Below are 19,843 nucleotides of genomic sequence, written 5' to 3' on the forward strand. Positions count from 1 at the left end.
ACTCCAAATTGAAAAGGGAGCCGCCACTCAGATGAGCGCGGTTGCGCCATGTTGAATGTCTACCGGCTTCGACTCCGGGTCGCTGATTTGGCAGCGACGGGACAAAGCCTATCGGTCAGGCGCTCGCGGCGCCAAGTCTATTCTGGGGGCGCTTGTCGTAGGAATGAGAGTCTTCGATGGAAGGCATGGTCTGTAGGAATTTCCTGTTTTTGCGCCGGTTGCAGAGAAGCGGCAGCAGAGCCGCAGTTTTTACTCTATCTATTTAACTTCAAAAAATGGATAGCAAAAACTTGGGTTCGACGGAAAGTCGTTCACTTAGATCTTCAGGCGAATAAGAAATCTGTGGCGAGGGGATTCATCCCCGTTCGGCTGCGAAGCAGTCGTAAATCCGAGCAACTCCGTCTATTTGAACGGACGCTGGGGGCCGCTTTGCGACCCAACGGGGATAAATCCCCTCGCCACAATGTTGGTGCCCGGCTCTATCTGATCAGGAGGGAAATGTCTGTGATCAAAGATGGCGACAAGAGACCTAATGCTTTTACCCAAGATCGCTTCGACGCCGTGCGCGGCAAAGCCGATATTAAATGGCGCACGGATGATTTGATGGATGTACTTCGAGGGGACGATAAATGCTGTTTGAAGGAGGAAGCTTGCCCCGGGAATTCGCTGGATCCCGGGGCAACTCAGGTTAGCGACCAACCTTCCACGCATCCCCCGCAGGCGCCTTACCGTGGTCATACGGCTTGGCAATCCACATGTAGAGCAACCCCAGGCCGATGACGATGGCGGTACTCAGAACCATGGCGTAGTTGATGTACCACGCTGCGTCCGGGGTCCGTGGCCAGGCCATGTTGATGATCGCGCCGATGCCATAGACCAGCGCGCCGATGTTCACCGCCCAGCCCCAGGCACCGAGGGTGAATTTGCCGCTCGGTTTCCAGCCTTTCATCCGTGCGTAGAGTGCCGCCAGCACGATCATCTGGAAGGCCAGGTAGATACCGATGGCGGCGAAGCTGACGATGGTGGCGACCGCATCCTGCAGGAAGAAGCCGAGGATGATGATCAGCGCTGGCAGGACGCCGGATACAAACAGCGCCGCAACCGGAACCTGGGTTGTCGGAGAAATCTTCTTCAGCAGTCGGCTGCCGATGACCATTTCATCCCGGGCGTAGGAGTACAGCAGGCGACTCGCCGCCGCTTGCAGGCTGATGACGCAGGAGATGAAGGAAATCATCACCACGCCCATTACCATCTTCGAGCCGACCGGGCCGAAAGCGTTGTTGAGGATAGTGCCGACCGGGTCCTTGTCAGTGCCATCGATCACCGCTTGCATGTCCGGCACGGCGAGGATCAGCGCCAGGCAGGCGAACATCGCCGCAACGCCGCCGATGTAGATGGTCATGCGCATGGCCACCGGGATCTGCTTGCTCGGGTTCGGGGTTTCTTCGGCCACGTCGCCGCAGGCCTCGAAGCCGTAGTACAGGAACATCCCCGCCAGCGACGCGGTGAGGAAGGCCGGCAGGTACGAGCCGTCGACGCTGATGTCGAAGGTGTTGAACAGCACACTGATCGACTGATGGCGCTCGAAGATCAGCAGGTAAACGCCGACGATCACCGCGCCCACCAGTTCGCAGAGGAAGCCGAACATGGCAATGCGCGCCAGCACCTTGGTGCCGCTGAGGTTGATCAGGGTCGCGAACAGCGTCAGCACCAGGGCAATGACGATGTTGGTGTTGTTGCTCGGTTCAAAACCCAGCATGGCGGCCAGGTACGGGCCGGCGCCGACTGCTACGGCGGCAATGGTTACACACAGGGCGATGGAGTAGATCCAGCCGACCATCCACGCCCAGCGTTTGCCCACCAGGCGACGCGCCCACGGGTATACGCCACCGGAAATCGGGAACTGCGAAACCACTTCACCAAAGATCAGGCACACCAGCAACTGGCCGCAACCGACCAACAGGTAGGCCCAGAACATCGGCGGCCCACCAGCGGCGAGGCACAGGCCGAAGAGGGTATAAACCCCTACGACGGGCGAGAGATAGGTGAAGCCCAGGGCGAAGTTTTCCCACAGGCTCATGCTGCGATTGAAGTTGGAGGTGTAGCCCAGTTTACGCAGCTGCTCGGCGTCGCTGTCGACAACGGCGGCAGAGAGATCGGGTGATGCACTCATGTGTGTTTCTCCGGAAAATCGGCAGATTTCGGATGTCCGATGCCGTGGCGGGGCCGTGGGGGCGCTGCCCGGATCGGTGGTTATTGTTTTGATTTCTTTGGTGTGGAACCTGGTGGTGCCTAATGCCGGTTTCGACCTTGAAACCGAGGTGACGCCATCGCTGTACTGTAGGAGCGAGCATGCTCGCGAGAAACCGGAGGGCACCGCGGGGCGTCAGGTTTCCCGCGTCATCGTTGACCTCCATCGCGAGCAAGCTTGCTCCTACAGGCGTGGCGTTTGTTAGTGCTTGAACATCACATGCCTTACAACGGTGTAATCCTCCAACCCATACATCGACATGTCCTTGCCATACCCGGACAATTTCTGCCCGCCATGGGGCATTTCGCTGACCAGCATGAAGTGCGTGTTCACCCAGGTGCAGCCGTACTGCAAGCGCGCCGCCAGGCGATGGGCGCGGCCGACGTCGGCGGTCCACACCGACGACGCCAGGCCGTAGTCCGAATCGTTGGCCCAGCCCAGCACCTGCGCTTCATCGCTGAATTTGGTCACCGACACCACCGGCCCGAACACTTCGCGACGGACGATCTCGTCGTCCTGCTGCGCGTCGGCCAGCACCGTCGGTTCGAAGAAGAAGCCGTTGCCTTCAACAGCCTTGCCCCCGGTGACCAGACGAATGTGCGGCTGCGCCACGGCGCGCTCGACAAACCCGGCCACGCGGTCGCGGTGTTGCGCGGTGATCAGCGGGCCGAGCTCGGTCGATGGATCGTCCTGCAAACCGTACTTGATGCTGCTGACGGCCGCACCGAGTTTCTCCACGAACTTGTCGTAGATCCCTTCCTGGGCATAGATGCGGCAGGCGGCGGTGCAATCTTGCCCGGCGTTGTAGAATCCGAAGGTGCGGATGCCGTCGACGGCGGCGTCGATGTCGGCGTCGTCGAAGATGATCGCCGGGGCCTTACCGCCCAGTTCCATGTGCATGCGTTTGACGCTGTCGGCGGTGCTGGAAATGATGTTCGAGCCGGTGGCGATCGAACCGGTCAGCGACACCATGCGCACTTTCGGGTGGGTGACCAGCGGACTACCGACGGTAGGGCCGCGGCCGAATACCAGGTTGAGCACACCGGCCGGGAAGATTTCCGACGCCAGTTGCGCCAGGCGCAGGGCGGTCAACGGCGTTTGTTCCGAGGGCTTGAGCACCACGGTATTGCCGGCGGCCAGGGCCGGGGCGATTTTCCAGGCGACCATCATCAGCGGGTAGTTCCACGGCGCGATGGAGGCGATCACCCCCACCGGGTCGCGGCGGATCATCGAGGTGTGGCCGGGCAGGTATTCGCCACCGGCCGCGCCGCTCATGCAACGGCTGGCGCCGGCGAAGAAGCGGAACACGTCGGCAATCGCCGGGATTTCGTCGTTGAGCGCGGCGCTGAAGGGCTTACCGCAGTTGTCCGATTCCAGCTTGGCCAGCTCTTCGCCATGGGCTTCGATGGCGTCGGCGAGTTTGAGCAGCAGCAGCGAGCGTTCTTTGGGTGGGGTCTGCGACCAGCTGTCGAACGCAGCATCGGCGGCGCGCACGGCGGCATCAACCTGGGCTTCGCTGGCTTCGTTGATTTCCACCAGCACGCGACCCAGCGCCGGGTTGAACACCGGTTGGGCGGGGCCTTCGCCGTCGAGCAGTTGGCCGTTGATCAAGAGTTGGGTTTGCATGGCATCGTCCTCTTCAAAGCAGTTCTTGTTTTGGAGCCGGCCCTTGTGGGAGCGAGCCTGCTCGCGAATGCGGTTTAACATTCAATATTGATGCTGGCTGATACACCGATTTCGCGAGCAGGCTCGCTCCCACAGGGGATAGTTGTTGTCTGTGCGTGATTTATTTCCCACCGCTACCGGCAACGCTCTCACCACCCCGGGTCAGGTAATAGGCGCCGAGAATCGGCAGCATGGTCACCATCATCACCAGCATCGCCACGACGTTGGTCACCGGCACGTCCCGCGGGCGGCTGAGCTGGTTGAGCAGCCACAGCGGCAGGGTGCGTTCGTGGCCGGCGGTGAAGGTGGTGACGATGATCTCGTCGAACGACAGCGCGAACGCCAGCATGCCGCCGGCCAGCAGCGCCGAGCCGAGGTTCGGCAGGATGATGTAGCGAAAGGTCTGCCAGCCATCGGCGCCGAGGTCCATCGAGGCTTCGATCAAACTGTGGGAGGTGCGGCGCAAGCGGGCGATGACGTTGTTGTAGACGATCACCACGCAGAAGGTTGCGTGGCCGACGATGATGGTGAACATCCCCGGTTCGATGCCCAGCGTCTTGAAGGTCGCCAGTAGCGCGATCCCGGTGATGATGCCCGGCAGGGCAATCGGCAGGATCAGCATCAGCGAGATGCCTTGCTTGCCGAAGAAGTCCCGCCGGTACAACGCCGCTGACGCCAGTGTGCCGAGGACCATGGCGATCAGCGTGGCAATCGAGGCGATCTGCAGCGACAGCTTGATCGCTTCCAGTACGTCAGGCCTCGAGAACGCCACGCCGATCCACTTCAGGGTGAAGCCCTTGGGCGGGAAACTGAACGCTGCGTCTTCGGTGTTGAAGGCATACAGGAAGATGATCAGGATCGGGAAGTGCAGGAACACCAACCCGCCCCAGGCTGCGATTCGCAGGCCGATAGAAGCCTGCCCTTGAGATGAAGAGTCAGAGTGCATCGAAGGCCCCCAGTCGTTTGACGATGGACAGGTAAATGGCGATCAGCACGATCGGCACCAGGGTGAAGGCGGCAGCCATCGGCATGTTGCCGATCGCACCTTGCTGGGCGTAGACCATGCTGCCGACGAAGTAGCCCGGCGGGCCCACCAGTTGCGGCACGATGAAGTCGCCCAGGGTCAGCGAGAACGTGAAGATCGAACCTGCGGCGATCCCCGGAATCGACAGCGGCAAAATCACCTGCGTAAAGGTCTGGCGCGGTTTCGCACCGAGGTCGGCGGACGCTTGCAGCAGCGACGGTGGCAGGCGCTCCAGCGACGCCTGGATCGGCAGGATCATGAACGGCAGCCAGATGTAGACGAACACCATGAAGCGTCCCAGGTGCGAGGTCGACAAGGTACTGCCGCCGACGCCCGGAATACCCAATACGAACTGCAACAGCGGCTCCAGCCCGAGGTGCTGGACAAACCATTGCGCTACGCCCCCCTTGGCCAGTAGCAGCGTCCAGGCATAGGCCTTGACGATGTAACTGGCCCACATCGGCATCATCACCGCGATGTAGAAAAACGCCTTGGTCTTGCCGGTGGTGTAGCGCGCCATGTAATAGGCAATCGGGAACGCGACAATGGCGCTGGCGATGGACACGACTATGGCCATGCTCAGGGTGCGCAGGATGATGTCGAAGTTCGATGGCTGGAACAGCGCGGCGAAGTTCGCCAGGGTCAGGTCGGGAGTGACCGCCATGGTGAAGTCGTCGAAGGTGTAGAAGCCTTGCCACAGCAACGTCAGCAACGAGCCCAGGTAGATCGCGCCGAACCACAGCAACGGCGGCACCAGCAGCATCGACAGGTACAGGTTCGGCCGGCGATACAACAGATTGGAAAACCTGCGCAACGGCGAGCCTCCCGACGAGGTTTGAGAAGCAGCCAGGGTGCTCATGTCACACCCCGCCTGTCAGGGTGTCGTGCAGCGGGATCATCGCTTCGCGGGCCCAGCGAGCACTGAGGCGCTGGCCGGTCTGGTGCTGGGCGCTGGTATCGAGCCACTGATTGTTGGCCTGGCTGATGTTCAGGGTCTGGCCGTTTTCCAGTTTCAGTTCGTAGCGTGTGGCGCTGCCTTGGTACTGGATGTCGTGGAGCAGGCCGCTGACTTCGATCTCGTGGCTGGCCAGCGGGCCTTCGGCGAAACGCACGTGTTCCGGGCGAATCGAGAAGGGCTGCGGATTGCCACTCAACTGCCGGGCCAGGTCGCCGCGAATCACGTTGGAGGTGCCGACGAATTCGGCGACGAAAGTGGTCGCCGGTTTCATGTACAGGTTGCGCGGCGAATCGACCTGTTCGATGCGACCCTTGTTGAACACGGCGACGCGGTCGGACATCGACAGCGCTTCGGTCTGGTCGTGGGTGACGAAGATGAAGGTGATGCCGAGCTGGCGTTGCAACTTCTTCAATTCGCCTTGCATTTGTTCGCGCAGTTTCAGATCCAGCGCCCCGAGTGGTTCGTCGAGCAACAGCACCCGTGGGCGATTGACCAGGGCGCGGGCCAGGGCCACGCGCTGGCGCTGGCCACCGGAAAGCTGCACCGGTTTGCGTTCGCCGTAGCCGCCGAGGGCGACCATGTCGAGGGCTTCTGCGGCGCGCTTGAGGCGCTCGGCCTTGCCGACGCCTTTGACTTTCAAGCCGTAGGCGACGTTATCGCGAACGTTCATGTGCGGGAACAGCGCGTAATCCTGGAACACGGTGTTCACGTCGCGCTGGTACGGCGGCAGGCCGGCGGCCTCCTCGCCATGAATACGGATCGAACCCGCGCTCGGTTGTTCAAAACCGGCGATCAGGCGCAGACAGGTGGTTTTGCCCGAGCCGGAAGGCCCCAGCATGGAGAAGAACTCGCCGTCCTGGATGTCGATGGAAACCCGGTCAACGGCTTTCACTTCGCCGAACTGACGGGAAACGTTGGTGAACTGGACTGCAAGCGTCATGGTGCGGTGCTCCAAAAAGGCGAAGGCCGTCGCAGCGGCCCTGCCTGGACTTCTGAAAAATCTGAATCAATTGCCTGAATGCCGGGCACGGTAGTGGCAACGGCGGTGATCCAATGTGGGAGCGAGCCTGCTCGCGAAGGCGGAGTGTCAGCCACCATCAATGTTGAAGGTGATGGCCTCTTCGCGAGCAGGCTCGCTCCCACAGGGGGCGCTTGTTATCTGCCGCCCATGATCGCGATGTAGTCCTGGGTCCAGCGGCTGTACGGCACGAATTTGCCGCCTTCGGCCTGTGGGGTTTTCCAGAAGGCGATCTTGTCGAAATTGTCGAAACCGTTGGTCTTGCAACCTTCGGCACCGAGCAATTCGCTCTCCTTGCACGCTGCCGGTACCGCTGGCAACGAACCGAACCACGCGGCCACGTCACCCTGGACTTTCGGTTGCAGCGACCAGTCCATCCACTTGTACGCACAGTTCGGATGCTTGGCCTCGGTGTGCAGCATGGTGGTGTCGGCCCAACCAGTGGCGCCTTCTTTCGGGATGGTCGAGGCGATCGGCTGTTTCTCGTTGACCAGTCCGTTGACCTGATACGGCCAGGCCCCGGACGCCACCACACCTTCGTTCTTGAAGTCACTCATTTGTACGGTGGTGTCGTGCCAGTAGCGGTGGATCAACGGCTGCTGGGCGCGCAACAGATCGAGCACCGCCTTGTATTGCGCTTCGGTCAGTTCGTAGGGGTTCTGGATGCCCAGTTCCGGCTTGGCGGTTTTGAGGTACAGCGCCGCGTCGGCGATGTAGATCGGGCCGTCATAGGCCTGCACGCGGCCCTTGTTCGGCTTGCCGTCCGGCAGGTTTTCCGCATTGAACAACACGCCCCAACTGTCGGGCGCGGTCTTGAATACGTTGGTGTTGTACATCAACACGTTCGGGCCCCACTGATACGGGGTGCCGTAGGTCTGCTTGTTGACCACATACCACGGCGCATCTTTCAAGCGTGGGTCGAGGTTCTTCCAGTTCGGGATCAACGCCGTGTTGATCGGCTGCACGCGCTTACCGACGATCAGGCGCAGGGAGGCGTCGCCCGATGCCGTCACCAGGTCATAACCACCCTTGGCCATCAGGCTGACCATCTCATCGGAGGTCGCCGCGGTTTTCACGTTGACCTTGCAGCCGGTTTCCTTCTCGAAACCGGTCACCCAGTCGTAGGCCTTGTCGCTTTCGCCACGTTCGATGTAGCCGGGCCACGCGACGATATCCAGTTGGCCTTCGCCGGCACCGACAGCCTTCAACGGCTCGGCAGCCTGGGTGAACACGCCACTGGCCAGCAGTAAGGGGGTGATTGCACTGAGCAGTGCGGTCTTGTGCACGAACATGGGATTTCCCTCTTCTTCAAATTATGGTCGGGGCAGTAGTGAACGTGGTGAAGCATGCCGTTATCGGCTTGTTATTAGCGTAGTCAGAGATGCTGCCCGTGGCGGGCCATGATGTGCCGCACCACGCTGTAGTCCTGGAGTGAATCGCTGGACAGGTCTTTGCCGTAGCCCGAACGCTTGAGCCCGCCGTGGGGCATCTCGCTGACCAGCATGAAATGGCTGTTGATCCAGGTGCAGCCGTACTGCAACCGGGCGGCGACCTGCATCGCCTTGTCGAGGTTCTGCGTCCAGACGGACGAGGCCAGGCCGTATTCCGAGTCGTTGGCCCAGTCCACCGCCTGTTCCAGTTGATCAAATCGGGTCACGGTGACCACCGGCCCGAACACTTCGCGCTGGACGATTTCATCGCTTTGCTTGCAACCGGCGAGCAAGGTCGGCTGGTAATAGAAGCCGGCACCGGAGTGCACCGCCGCACCGGTCACCCGTTCGATGTGTGGCTGGCCGAGGGCGCGTTCGACGAAACTGGCCACGCGGTCGCGCTGGCGGGTGCTGATCAGCGGGCCGATTTCGTTGTCGGCGTCGCGTTTGCCGGCGAACCGCAGGCTGCTGACCGCCGCGCCGAGTTCGGCCACCAGGCGGTCGTGAATGCCGGCCTGTGCATACACCCGGCAAGCGGCAGTGCAGTCCTGGCCGGCGTTGTAATAGCCGTAGGTGCGCACGCCTTCGACCACCGCTTGAATGTCGGCATCGTTGCAGACGATCACTGGCGCTTTGCCGCCCAGTTCGAGGTGCGTGCGCTTGAGGGTTTTTGCCGCGGCCTGGAGGATTTTCTGCCCGGTGACGATATCGCCGGTCAGCGACACCATGCGCACCTTGGGATGGCTGACCAGGTGACTGCCGACACCTTCTCCGCCACCGCAAACAATGTTGATCACACCGGGCGGCAGGATTTCGGCCAGCGCCGGGGCCAACGCCAGGATCGACAGGGGCGTGTGCTCCGATGGCTTGAACACCAGCGTGTTGCCGGCGGCCAGGGCCGGGGCGATTTTCCACGCCGCCATCATGATCGGGTAATTCCACGGCGCAATCGATGCGACCACGCCAATCGGATCGCGCCGCACCATGCTGGTGTAGCCCGGCAGGTACTCGCCGCTGAGCTGGCCGGTCTGGCAACGCACGGCGCCAGCGAAAAAGCGGAACACATCGACCGTGGCGCTCAGGTCGTCCTGACGGGCCAGGTGCAACGGCTTGCCACAGTTCAGGGATTCGAGGCGGGCGAGCAGGTCGGCGTTTTTTTCGATGGCGTTGGCGATATCGAGCAACAGGTTCGAGCGCTGCTGTGGCGTGGTCCGCGACCAGCCGGCGAAGGCGCGGTGCGCGGCGAGGATGGCGGCTTCGACTTGTTCGGTGCTGGCTTCGGCGATGTGCGTCAGCACTTCGCCTGTGGCCGGGTTGAGAATCGCCTCGACACGGCCTTGCCCTGCGACTAATTCACCCTCGATCAACAATGCGGTGAACAACGGGGTCGGTGCGCCAGCCATTCTTCGGGTTCTCTTTTCTTGTGTGGCCATGCTGCTCCCTGTGACCGGGGCTGGCCGTCTTATATAGATACAACAAGACTAGTGCGCAGACCCGAGGTCGACAAATTCTAAATACTGAAGGTGGCGTTCGATTAAATAGATGGCTTGCGCCCGCCGTGGGGTTGCTCGCGGGCGACCGTCAGGAACGGGTCCACCAAGGCCGGACGCGCGGTGCCGCGGCGCCAGGCCAGGCCGACATCGAGGGTCTGGCTCAGGTCGGCAATCGGCCGCGCTTCGATGATGTCGCCCTCCAGTGACCAAGGGCGGTAAGTCATGTCGGGCTGGATCGACACACCCAGGCCGGCAGCCACCAGGCTGCGCACCGCTTCGGTGGAGGCGGTGCGCAGGGTGATGCGTGGTTGCAGGGAGGCGGCTGTCCACATGCGCTGGGCGTTGCGGTCCATTTCGTCGACGTTCAATTGAATCAGCGGCTCGCGGGCCACGTCGGCGAGGTTGATGCTGTCGTGTTCCAGCAGCGGATGCTGGGCCGGCAACCACAGTCGATGGGGCGAATGGGTCAGCACTTCGGTCTGCAAGGCGTGGCGGTCTTCGAGGTTGGAAAGGATCAACACGCCGACATCGATCTCGCCGCTGACCAGCAAGTGTTCGATGTAAGGGCGTTCGTCTTCCATCACGCGGATTTCGACGTTGGGGTAGGCGCGCTGGAAACGCGTGAGCAGGTCCGCCAGGTAGTAACCGGCCACCAGGCTGGTCACCCCGACGATCAATTGCCCGGCCACCTGGTCGGTGCTTTGTTGCAGGCTGCGCTTGGCGTTGTCCACGGTGGCCAGGATCAAATGCGCCTGACGCAAAAACTGATGCCCCTGATGGGTCAGGGTCATGCCCTTGGCGTGGCGATTGAACAGGCCGACGCCGATTTCCTGCTCGAGCTGCTGGATCGCCAGGGTCAGGGTGGACTGGGAAATGAACGCGGTTTGCGCGGCGGCGGAGATCGAGCCGGTCTCGGCCACGGCGATGAAGTGACGGATTTGACGCAGGGTCATCATGGAGCCGTACCGAGTGAGCGGTTTTATAGATTTTTTTGAGTGTATATCTTTTTTTTCGATAGGTGGCTGAGCCGTGGTTTCGGGCAAGCACTGCCACAGGAGCCTCGCATGGGGCTAATCATTTCCGGTTTTTTGCCGACTACTCTTGAGACTGCATGATCTTTGAACTGGGAGGGGACGAGATGAGTACCAGGAAAATGTCGCTGGGGTTGGGACTGTTGCTGGGCCTGGCAGGGAGTTGTCTTGCGTCTGCACCGACAGGGCGAGGTGATATCCATTTCCAGGGGGCGATTGTGGAGACGCCATGCAAAGTCTCTGTTACCGGCCAAGGTCTTGCATTGCATGGCTGTCCGGGGGCCGCGTATGGAGGCCTGATCATGGAGCCAGTGATGACTGTCAGTTCGCTCGACTCACCAGCCACCCCCGCCAGATTGCAGGTCGATAACGGGCAGTACAGATTGGTGGACGCTGCATCCAGACCGATCAATTCGGGAAACTATCGGGTGACCCTGGCTTATCCCTGAGCATCATCGCCCGCGGAATCTGCCGTCCAGCAACATCTGGAAGCAAACCCGCCGGGAGTTGCCGGGCACTTTCGATCTAGGCTGATGGCCTTAGTGTCCGGATGAACCCTTTTGTGGAGGCGGAAAATGATCACCCGTGGATTGCTCGACCAACTGCTCAAGTCTGGCCAGGATTTGTTGCAAAAACAGACCGGCGGGACGCAGAACAAGGGGGCGAACGGTGGCATCGGCAGCCTGCTCTCCGGTGCGGGCGGCGGTGCCCTGGCCGCCGGGGCCATGGGCCTGCTGCTGGGTAACAAGAAGGTGCGCAAGGTCGGGGGCAAGGTCGCGGTTTATGGCGGCCTCGCCGCATTGGGCGTGCTGGCCTACAAGGCCTACGGCAACTGGCAGGCCCAGCAGGGCACGGCGCCGAGGACCGAACCGCAAACCCTTGATCGCTTGCCGGCGGCGCAAGTCGAGCAGCACAGCCAGGCGATTCTCAAGGCCCTGGTGGCCGCGGCCAAGGCCGACGGTCATATCGACGCGCGCGAACGCGAGCTGATCGAAGGTGAGTTCAGCAAGCTCGACAACGATCAGGAGCTGCAACACTGGCTGCACGCCGAACTGAACAAACCGCTGGACCCGAGCGATGTCGCCCGCGCCGCCAGTACCCCGGAAATGGCTGCCGAGATGTATATCGCCAGTGTGATGCTGGTGGATGAGGAGAGCTTCATGGAGAAGTCCTATCTCGATGAACTGGCGCGGCAACTCAAGCTGGAACCGGGTTTGAAGGCCGAGCTGGAGAATCAGGTGAGGTTGGCTACGGTGTAAGACTTCATGCCGCCTTCGCGGGCAAGCCTCGCTCCTACTGACCCGGTGAACCCGTAGGAGCGAGGCTTGCCCGCGAAGCAATTCAGCCGCACCAAATTCCTCAATGACCAATCCACGGTCCCTTTCTTCCGAAATACCACTGGCACATTTCCTGAGCAATGTCGGAAAGTTCCCACCCAGAGCCCATCCCGGCTTTTTTCCGCGGGATGAGAAGTGGTGCGCAACCGTCTTATAAATGAAACAGCGCCCTCGGCTATACTCCCCGCATTTCGAAATGCCCCCCGAGGATTGACTGTGAAGAACTGGACGTTGCGCCAACGCATTTTGGCGAGCTTTGCGGTAATTATCGCCATCATGTTGTTGATGGTGGTCGTCTCGTATTCGCGGCTGTTGAAGATCGAGATCAGCGAAACCAGCGTTCGTGAAGATGCGCTGCCGGGGTTGTATTACAGCTCGATGGTTCGCGGCGCCTGGTCTGACAGTTATTTGCGGATGCTGCAGATGCTGGGACTGGAACAGGGGCAGGGCTACACCGCCAAGGATGCGTCGGACTTCAAGGACTTCTCCGCGCGCCTGCAAGAGCAGATGGAGCTTTATCGCGCGACAGTCATGACGGATGAAGACAGGGCCGAGTATGCCGCGTTTGAAAAATTCCACGCGGACTACCACCGGATCCTGCTTGCCGTTACCGAGTTACATAAACGCAATCAGGACGCCGAAGCCATCAGGATGTTCAACGAAGAGTTGACCCCTGTCTGGACGGCCGGTCGAAAGAAGCTCAGTGATATTCTGCGTCACAACAAGGCAGTGGCAGACCAGGCTGCGGCGGCCATCGAAGATGCGGTGCTCACCGCCAAGGTCATCATGGGCATTTCCCTGGTGTTCGCAGTATTGGCCGCCGGCCTCTGCGGCCTGCTGTTGATGCGCGCCATCATGGCGCCGATGAATCGTATCGTGAACATCCTCGAAATCATGCGCACTGGCGATCTGAGCTCGCGTCTCAATCTTGAGCGCAAGGACGAATTCGGTGCCGTGGAAAACGGCTTCAACGACATGATGACCGAGCTGACCACCCTGGTGTCCCAGGCCCAGCGCTCGTCGGTGCAAGTGACCACATCGGTCACCGAGATCGCCGCGACGTCCAAGCAACAGCAGGCCACCGCCACCGAAACGGCCGCCACCACCACTGAAATCGGCGCGACTTCCCGGGAAATCGCCGCCACCTCTCGTGATCTGGTACGCACCATGACCGAAGTGTCCACCGCCGCCGACCAGGCCTCGGTGGCTGCCGGTTCCGGGCAGCAGGGCCTGGCGCGAATGGAAGAGACCATGCATTCGGTGATGGGCGCGGCCGACCTGGTCAACGCCAAGCTGGCGATCCTCAACGAGAAGGCCGGCAACATCAACCAGGTGGTGGTGACCATCGTCAAGGTCGCCGACCAGACCAACCTGTTGTCGCTCAACGCGGCTATCGAAGCCGAGAAGGCCGGCGAATACGGTCGCGGTTTTGCCGTGGTCGCCACCGAGGTCCGGCGCCTGGCGGACCAGACCGCCGTCGCCACCTATGACATCGAACAGATGGTGCGCGAGATTCAATCGGCGGTGTCGGCCGGTGTGATGGGCATGGACAAGTTCTCCGAGGAAGTGCGCCGCGGCATGTTCGAGGTGCAGCAGGTCGGTGAACAATTGTCGCAGATCATTCATCAGGTCCAGGCGCTGGCGCCGCGGGTGTTGATGGTCAACGAAGGCATGCAGGCCCAGGCCACCGGCGCCGAGCAGATCAACCACGCACTGGTGCAATTGGGTGATGCCAGCAGCCAGACCGTAGAATCCCTGCGCCAGGCCAGTTTCGCCATCGACGAGCTGAGCCAGGTGGCTGTAGGGCTGCGTAGTGGCGTCTCGCGATTCAAAGTCTGATGAGCGAACTCACGGCCAAGCGCACTGCCGTGAAACAGGCGGCGCATGCGTTGTTTCTGGTGTTTCGCATCGGTCACGAGCGGTATGCCTTGCAGGCGATCGAGGTGGCGGAAGTGCTGCCGCGCCTGCCATTGAAGCCGATTGCCCAGGCGCCGCACTGGGTCGCAGGGGTATTTGCCTATCGCGGCGCGGTGGTGCCGGTCATCGACCTCAGCGCATTGACCTTTGGTACGCCCGCGCAGGCACGCACCAGCACGCGGCTGGTGCTGGTGCATTACCGCCCGGATGCAACCGCCGAGGCGCAATTGCTCGGGCTGATTCTGGAACGGGCCACCGACACTTTGCGTTGCAACCCGGCGGATTTCCAGCCCTATGGCCTGGACAATCCCCAGGCGCCGTACCTGGGGCCCGTGCGTGAAGATGCCCAGGGTTTGTTGCAATGGGTGCGTGTGGCCGATCTGCTGGACGATCAGGTGCGTGCGCTGTTGTACCCGACGCCCCCCCTGGACCTGACAGTGCTGGAGGAGCGGCGATGAGCAGCGACCAGCGTTTTTTCGATTTCCTCAAGGAGCGCATCGGCCTCGACGTGACGTCTGTCGGCCCGGCGCTCATCGAGCGTGCGGTACGTCAACGCAGTGTCGCGTCCCAGGCGCAGACGGCCGACGAGTACTGGCACACCTTGCAGTATTCAAGCGACGAGCAGCAGGCGCTGATCGAAGCGGTGATCGTCCCTGAGACCTGGTTTTTCCGTTACCCGGAATCCTTCGCCACCCTGGCGAAGCTGGCGACCAGGCGCCTGGCCGAGCTCAACAGCATGCGCGCCCTGCGGATTCTCAGCCTGCCGTGCTCCACCGGCGAAGAGCCTTATTCGATTGCCATGGCGCTGCTGGATGCCGGGTTCAAGCCGCACCAGTTCAAGGTCGAAGGCATGGACGTCAGCCCGTTGTCGGTGGAAAAAGCCCGGCGAGCGCTCTACGGCAAGAATTCGTTTCGCGGTCAGGACATTGCGTATCGCGAGCGCTATTTCACCACCGAAAATGACGGCTTTCGACTCAGCGCCCGGGTGCTGGAGCAGGTGCGCCTGCAGGTCGGCAATCTGCTCGATCCGGCCTTGCTCGCCAACGAGCCGCCCTATGACTTCGTGTTCTGCCGCAATCTGCTGATCTATTTCGATCTGCCGACGCAAAAACAGGTTTTCGAGGTACTCAAGCGCTTGACCCATGATGATGGGGTGCTGTTTATCGGCCCGGCGGAGGGCAGTCTGCTGGGGCGCCTGGGCATGCGCTCGATTGGCATCGCGCAATCCTTTGCCTTCAGACGCCATAGCGCTCCAGAGCCTGAGCCTCTACCGACATTCGTACCCACACCGTTGCCGATACCGCAACCTGTGCGCAGGATCGCGCCGGTGCCGACTCAACGGCGCCCGTTCGCCAGCGCTACGCAGACATCGCACTCGGCTGCACCGCACAAATCCGACGCCGCCGCGCTGCTGGCGAACGTCGCCGCGCTGGCCAACGAAGGCAAAAGCGCCGAAGCCCGTGCCGCCTGCGATAGCTATTTACGCCACCACGAACCAGTGGCCCAGGTGTTTTACTGGCTGGGACTGCTCAGCGATGTCGCCGGCAGTGTCCTCGAAGCCCAGGGTTTTTATCGCAAGGCGTTGTACCTCGAACCGCAACATGCCGACGCCTTGATGCACCTGGCCGCCTTGCTGCAATCCCAAGGCGATACGGCGGGAGCCAGACGATTGCAGGATCGCGCCGCTCGCAGCGAGCGCGCCGCCGACAGTGAGCGTAAACGATGATCGCCTCCGACACCTTGAGCGTCACCCATGAAGATGCCCAGGCCATCGACGACTGCTGGAACCGCATTGGTATTCACGGCGACAAGTCCTGCCCGCTACTGATCGAACACATTCATTGCCGCAATTGCGCGGTGTATTCGGCGGCCGCCACGCGTCTGCTGGATCGTTACGCGTTGCAGCAGGAAGACCGCGCGTCAGCGTCCATTGCCGTCGAGAGCGAGGTGAGAACCCGTTCGCTGCTGATGTTTCGCCTCGGTGAAGAATGGCTGGGCCTGGCCACGCGCAGTCTGGTGGAAGTGGCGCCGTTGCAAACCATTCACTCATTGCCGCACCAACGCTCCCGGGCCTTGCTTGGGGTGGCGAATGTGCGGGGTGCGCTGGTGGCGTGCCTCTCTTTGGTTGAGCTGCTGGGACTCGATAGCGTCAGCAGCGTGGCCTCTGGCGCGCGGGTCATGCCGCGCATGCTGATCATCGCCGCCCACGGCGGTCCCGTGGTGGTACCGGTAGACGAAGTGGATGGGATTCATGCCATCGACGAACGCATCCTCGATGCGGCGTCCCGCTCTGGCGCGCAGGCCAGTGGCAAGTACACCCGTGGCGTGATGCAATTCAAGGGTCGCAGCCTGCGCTGGCTGGATGAAGAGCAGCTGATGTCCGCCATATCCCGGAGCCTCACATGACCCCCGAGCAAATGCGCGACTCCTCTTTGCTGGAACTGTTCAGCCTGGAGGCCGAGGCCCAGACCCAGGTGCTGAGTGCAGGTCTGTTGGCGCTGGAGCGCGATCCGACCCAGTCTGTTCATCTCGAATCGTGCATGCGTGCGGCGCATTCGCTAAAGGGCGCGGCTCGGATCGTCGGCGTCGATGCCGGCGTCAGCGTCGCGCATGTCATGGAAGATTGCCTGGTCAGTGCCCAGGAAGGGCGCCTGTACCTGCGCCCGGAACACATTGATGCGTTGCTGCAAGGCACCGATCTGCTGATGCGCATTGCGACACCGAACAGTGCGCCGGGGCCTGCGGACATCGAAGCTTATGTCGCATTAATGGGGCGATTGCTCGATCCGATGACCGCCGCAACTCCGAACCTGGCACCCGCCGCGCCGGTGATGGCAGCGCTACAACTCGAAGCGCTCGCACCCGTGTTCGAAGAGCCGGCGCCGCCCGTCGAACCGCTGCCGGTTTCGCCGAAACAGGCCAAGCGCACCACCGAAAACGGCGAGCGCGTGCTGCGCGTCACCGCCGAACGTTTGAACAGCCTGCTCGATCTGTCGAGTAAATCCCTGGTGGAAACCCTGCGGCTCAAACCGCACCTGGCCACCATGCAACGTCTCAAGCGTATCCAGAACAACAGCCTGCGGGCGCTGGAAAACCTCAACGTCCATCTCAAGGAGCAAGCCCTGAGCCTCGAAGCCCGGGAAGCCCTCGACGATGCGCGCCGGCTCTTGGCGGAGTCGCAGCAATTGCTGGTGGAAAAAAACGCCGAACTGGATGAGTTTGCCTGGCAGGCCAGCCAGCGCGCACAGGTGTTGTACGACACCGCCCTGGCGTGTCGCATGCGGCCGTTCGCCGATGTCTTGACGGGGCAGGTACGGATGGTCCGCGACCTCGGTCGTAGTCTCGGCAAGCAAGTGCGGCTGGAGATCGAGGGCGAGAAGATCCAGGTCGATCGCGACGTGTTGGAAAAGCTCGAAGCGCCACTGACGCACCTGCTGCGCAATGCCGTCGATCACGGTATCGAAAGCCCGGAACAACGGCTGTTGGCGGGCAAACCGGCGGAGGGCCTGATCCGGCTGCGCGCCTCCCATCAGGCTGGATTGCTAGTGTTGCAACTGAGCGATGACGGTCACGGTGTCGATCTGGAAAAGGTCCGGCGCAGCATCGTCGAACGCCAATTGTCCCCGGCCGATACCGCCGCGCAATTGAGTGAAGAGGAACTGCTGACGTTCCTGTTCCTGCCCGGCTTCAGTCTGCGCGACACGGTCACCGAAGTCTCCGGGCGAGGCGTCGGCCTGGATGCGGTGCAGCACATGGTCCGCCAGTTGCGCGGTGCGGTGGTGCTGGAGCAGACGGCGGGCGAGGGCAGTCGCTTCCATCTGGAGGTGCCACTGACCCTTTCGGTGGTGCGCAGCCTGGTGGTGGAAGTCGGCGACGAGGCCTATGCCTTCCCGCTGGCCCACATCGAACGCATGTGCGATCTGGAAACAGCGGATATCGTGCAGGTCGAGGGGCGCCAGCATTTCTGGCATGAAGGCCGGCATGTCGGGCTGGTTGCCGCTAGCCAATTGTTGCAGCGACCGGCGAGTCAGGGCAGCCAGCAAACCCTGAAAGTTGTGGTGATCCGCGAGCGTGATGCGGTTTACGGGGTTGCGGTCGAGCGTTTTATCGGCGAGCGGACATTGGTGGTATTGCCCCTGGATGAGCGCCTGGGCAAGGTCCAGGATATCTCCGCCGGGGCGCTGCTCGACGACGGTTCGGTGGTGTTGATCGTCGACGTCGAAGACATGCTGCGTTCGGTGGACAAATTGCTCAACACCGGGCGCCTGGAGCGCATCGCGCGCCACAGCAACCAGGCCGTCGAAGCCGCCCGCAAGCGGATCCTGGTGGTTGACGACTCCCTGACCGTGCGTGAGCTGCAGCGCAAACTGTTGCTCAATCGAGGTTATGACGTGGCCGTGGCGGTCGATGGCATGGACGGCTGGAATGCCTTGCGTTCGGAGGATTTCGACCTGCTGATCACCGACATCGATATGCCGCGCATGGACGGCATCGAGCTGGTGTCATTGTTGCGCCGGGACACTCGTCTGCAATCGCTGCCGGTGATGGTGGTGTCCTACAAGGATCGTGAGGAAGACCGTCGTCGTGGACTGGACGCTGGGGCCGACTATTATCTAGCCAAAGCCAGTTTTCACGACGACGCCCTGCTCGATGCAGTGGTAGAGCTCATTGGAGGAGCACGGGTATGAAGATCGCAATCGTCAACGACATGCCCATGGCCGTGGAGGCCTTGCGCCGGGCTTTGGCCTTCGAGCCGGCACACCAGGTGATCTGGGTTGCGGGCGACGGCAGGGAGGCGGTGCAAAAGTGTGCCGAGCAGACGCCAGACCTGATCCTGATGGATTTGATCATGCCGCTGATGGACGGTGTGGAAGCCACCCGGCGCATCATGGCTGAAACGCCCTGTGCGATCGTCATTGTCACCGTTGATCGCGAGCAGAACGTGCATCGGGTGTTCGAGGCCATGGGCCATGGCGCCCTGGACGTGGTCGACACGCCGGCCCTCGGTGCGGGCAATGCCCAGGAAGCGGCGGCACCGCTGTTACGCAAGATCATGAACATCGGCTGGCTGATCGGCGAGAAGGGCAATCGGGAGCGATCCGCACCGAATCCGACGCGCAGTTCCGGCCCACGCCAGAGCCTGATCGCCATCGGTTCATCCGCTGGCGGGCCGGCGGCGCTGGAAGTCCTGCTCAAGGGACTGCCACGGGATTTTTCCCCGGCCATCGTGTTGGTGCAACACGTTGACCAGGTATTCGCCGCCGGCATGGCCGAATGGCTCGGCAGCGCCAGCGGCCTGAATGTGCGCCTGGCTCAGGAGGGCGAACCGCCACGAAGCGGCACCGTGCTGCTGGCGGGCACCAACCACCATATTCGTTTGTTGAAAAACGGCACGCTGGCCTACACCGCCGAACCGGTCAACGAGATCTACAGGCCCTCTATCGATGTGTTTTTCGAAAGCGTGGCCAGTTACTGGAACGGCGATGCGGTTGGCGTTTTGTTGACCGGCATGGGGCGTGATGGGGCGCAAGGGCTTAAACTCATGCGCCAGCAGGGCTACCTGACCATCGCACAAGACCAACAAAGCAGTGCGGTGTACGGCATGCCGAAGGCAGCAGCGGCCATTGATGCCGCCGTGGAAATACGCCCGCTGGAAAAGATAGCGCCACGATTGCTGGAAATCTTCCCCAAATGACACTCTCAACCACAATCCTGGCCC

General features: G+C 61.7%; 15 protein-coding genes. 7 read left to right on the forward strand and 8 right to left on the reverse strand.

Annotation, left to right across the window (positions count from 1 at the left end):
* Window positions 1-688 precede the first annotated feature (688 nt).
* From ACA054_RS05450 to ACA054_RS05485, 8 genes are all read right to left on the reverse strand, one after another.
* On the reverse strand, window positions 689-2,173 hold the full coding sequence (locus ACA054_RS05450) for an APC family permease (protein ID WP_497688508.1): 1,485 nt from the start codon (window positions 2,171-2,173) through the stop codon (window positions 689-691).
* Between the two features lie 279 nt (window positions 2,174-2,452).
* Complete coding sequence (locus tag ACA054_RS05455; protein WP_497688509.1) at window positions 2,453-3,877, reverse strand: gamma-aminobutyraldehyde dehydrogenase; 1,425 nt, start codon at window positions 3,875-3,877, stop codon at window positions 2,453-2,455.
* Window positions 3,878-4,037: 160 nt separating this feature from the next.
* Entirely contained in the window at window positions 4,038-4,862 is an 825-nt protein-coding gene (locus tag ACA054_RS05460) for an ABC transporter permease (RefSeq protein ID WP_497688510.1), read from the reverse strand.
* Entirely contained in the window at window positions 4,852-5,799 is a 948-nt protein-coding gene (locus tag ACA054_RS05465; RefSeq protein WP_497688511.1) for an ABC transporter permease, read from the reverse strand. The genes ACA054_RS05460 and ACA054_RS05465 overlap by 11 nt, the downstream gene beginning before the upstream one ends.
* A gap of 1 nt (window position 5,800) precedes the next feature.
* Window positions 5,801-6,838, reverse strand: a complete 1,038-nt coding sequence (locus ACA054_RS05470) for an ABC transporter ATP-binding protein (RefSeq protein ID WP_497688512.1) — start codon at window positions 6,836-6,838, stop codon at window positions 5,801-5,803.
* 215 nt (window positions 6,839-7,053) lie between these two features.
* Entirely contained in the window at window positions 7,054-8,208 is a 1,155-nt protein-coding gene (gene ydcS / locus ACA054_RS05475; RefSeq protein WP_497688513.1) for a putative ABC transporter substrate-binding protein YdcS, read from the reverse strand.
* Window positions 8,209-8,291: 83 nt separating this feature from the next.
* Entirely contained in the window at window positions 8,292-9,749 is a 1,458-nt protein-coding gene (locus tag ACA054_RS05480) for a gamma-aminobutyraldehyde dehydrogenase (RefSeq protein WP_497690248.1), read from the reverse strand.
* 131 nt (window positions 9,750-9,880) lie between these two features.
* Window positions 9,881-10,795: a LysR family transcriptional regulator gene (locus ACA054_RS05485; RefSeq protein ID WP_020799666.1), complete on the reverse strand. Its 915-nt coding sequence runs from the start codon at window positions 10,793-10,795 to the stop codon at window positions 9,881-9,883.
* Window positions 10,796-11,445: 650 nt separating this feature from the next.
* Here ACA054_RS05485 and ACA054_RS05490 point away from each other — a divergent pair.
* The 7 genes from ACA054_RS05490 (at window position 11,446) to ACA054_RS05520 (ending at window position 19,819) form a co-directional block, all read left to right on the forward strand.
* Entirely contained in the window at window positions 11,446-12,129 is a 684-nt protein-coding gene (locus ACA054_RS05490; protein WP_497688514.1) for a tellurite resistance TerB family protein, read from the forward strand.
* Between the two features lie 294 nt (window positions 12,130-12,423).
* Window positions 12,424-14,046 carry a methyl-accepting chemotaxis protein gene (locus ACA054_RS05495; protein WP_497688515.1) on the forward strand — a complete coding sequence of 541 codons (1,623 nt, stop codon included), beginning with the start codon at window positions 12,424-12,426 and terminating at the stop codon, window positions 14,044-14,046.
* Window positions 14,046-14,582, forward strand: coding sequence for a chemotaxis protein CheW (locus ACA054_RS05500; protein WP_497688516.1), 537 nt, complete (start codon window positions 14,046-14,048; stop codon window positions 14,580-14,582). Before ACA054_RS05495 ends, ACA054_RS05500 begins: the two co-directional genes overlap by 1 nt.
* The gene (locus tag ACA054_RS05505) at window positions 14,579-15,850 is read left to right on the forward strand and encodes a CheR family methyltransferase (RefSeq protein ID WP_497688517.1); all 1,272 of its coding nucleotides are present in this window, start codon (window positions 14,579-14,581) and stop codon (window positions 15,848-15,850) included. The genes ACA054_RS05500 and ACA054_RS05505 overlap by 4 nt, the downstream gene beginning before the upstream one ends.
* Window positions 15,847-16,530 carry a chemotaxis protein CheW gene (locus ACA054_RS05510; protein ID WP_497688518.1) on the forward strand — a complete coding sequence of 228 codons (684 nt, stop codon included), beginning with the start codon at window positions 15,847-15,849 and terminating at the stop codon, window positions 16,528-16,530. The genes ACA054_RS05505 and ACA054_RS05510 overlap by 4 nt, the downstream gene beginning before the upstream one ends.
* The gene (locus ACA054_RS05515; RefSeq protein WP_497688519.1) at window positions 16,527-18,812 is read left to right on the forward strand and encodes a hybrid sensor histidine kinase/response regulator; all 2,286 of its coding nucleotides are present in this window, start codon (window positions 16,527-16,529) and stop codon (window positions 18,810-18,812) included. Before ACA054_RS05510 ends, ACA054_RS05515 begins: the two co-directional genes overlap by 4 nt.
* Window positions 18,809-19,819 (forward strand): chemotaxis response regulator protein-glutamate methylesterase, encoded by a 1,011-nt coding sequence (locus ACA054_RS05520; RefSeq protein ID WP_497688520.1) that lies wholly within the window; start codon window positions 18,809-18,811, stop codon window positions 19,817-19,819. The genes ACA054_RS05515 and ACA054_RS05520 overlap by 4 nt, the downstream gene beginning before the upstream one ends.
* Window positions 19,820-19,843: the final 24 nt, after the last annotated feature.

Source organism: Pseudomonas sp. LBUM1653, from assembly GCF_059716115.1.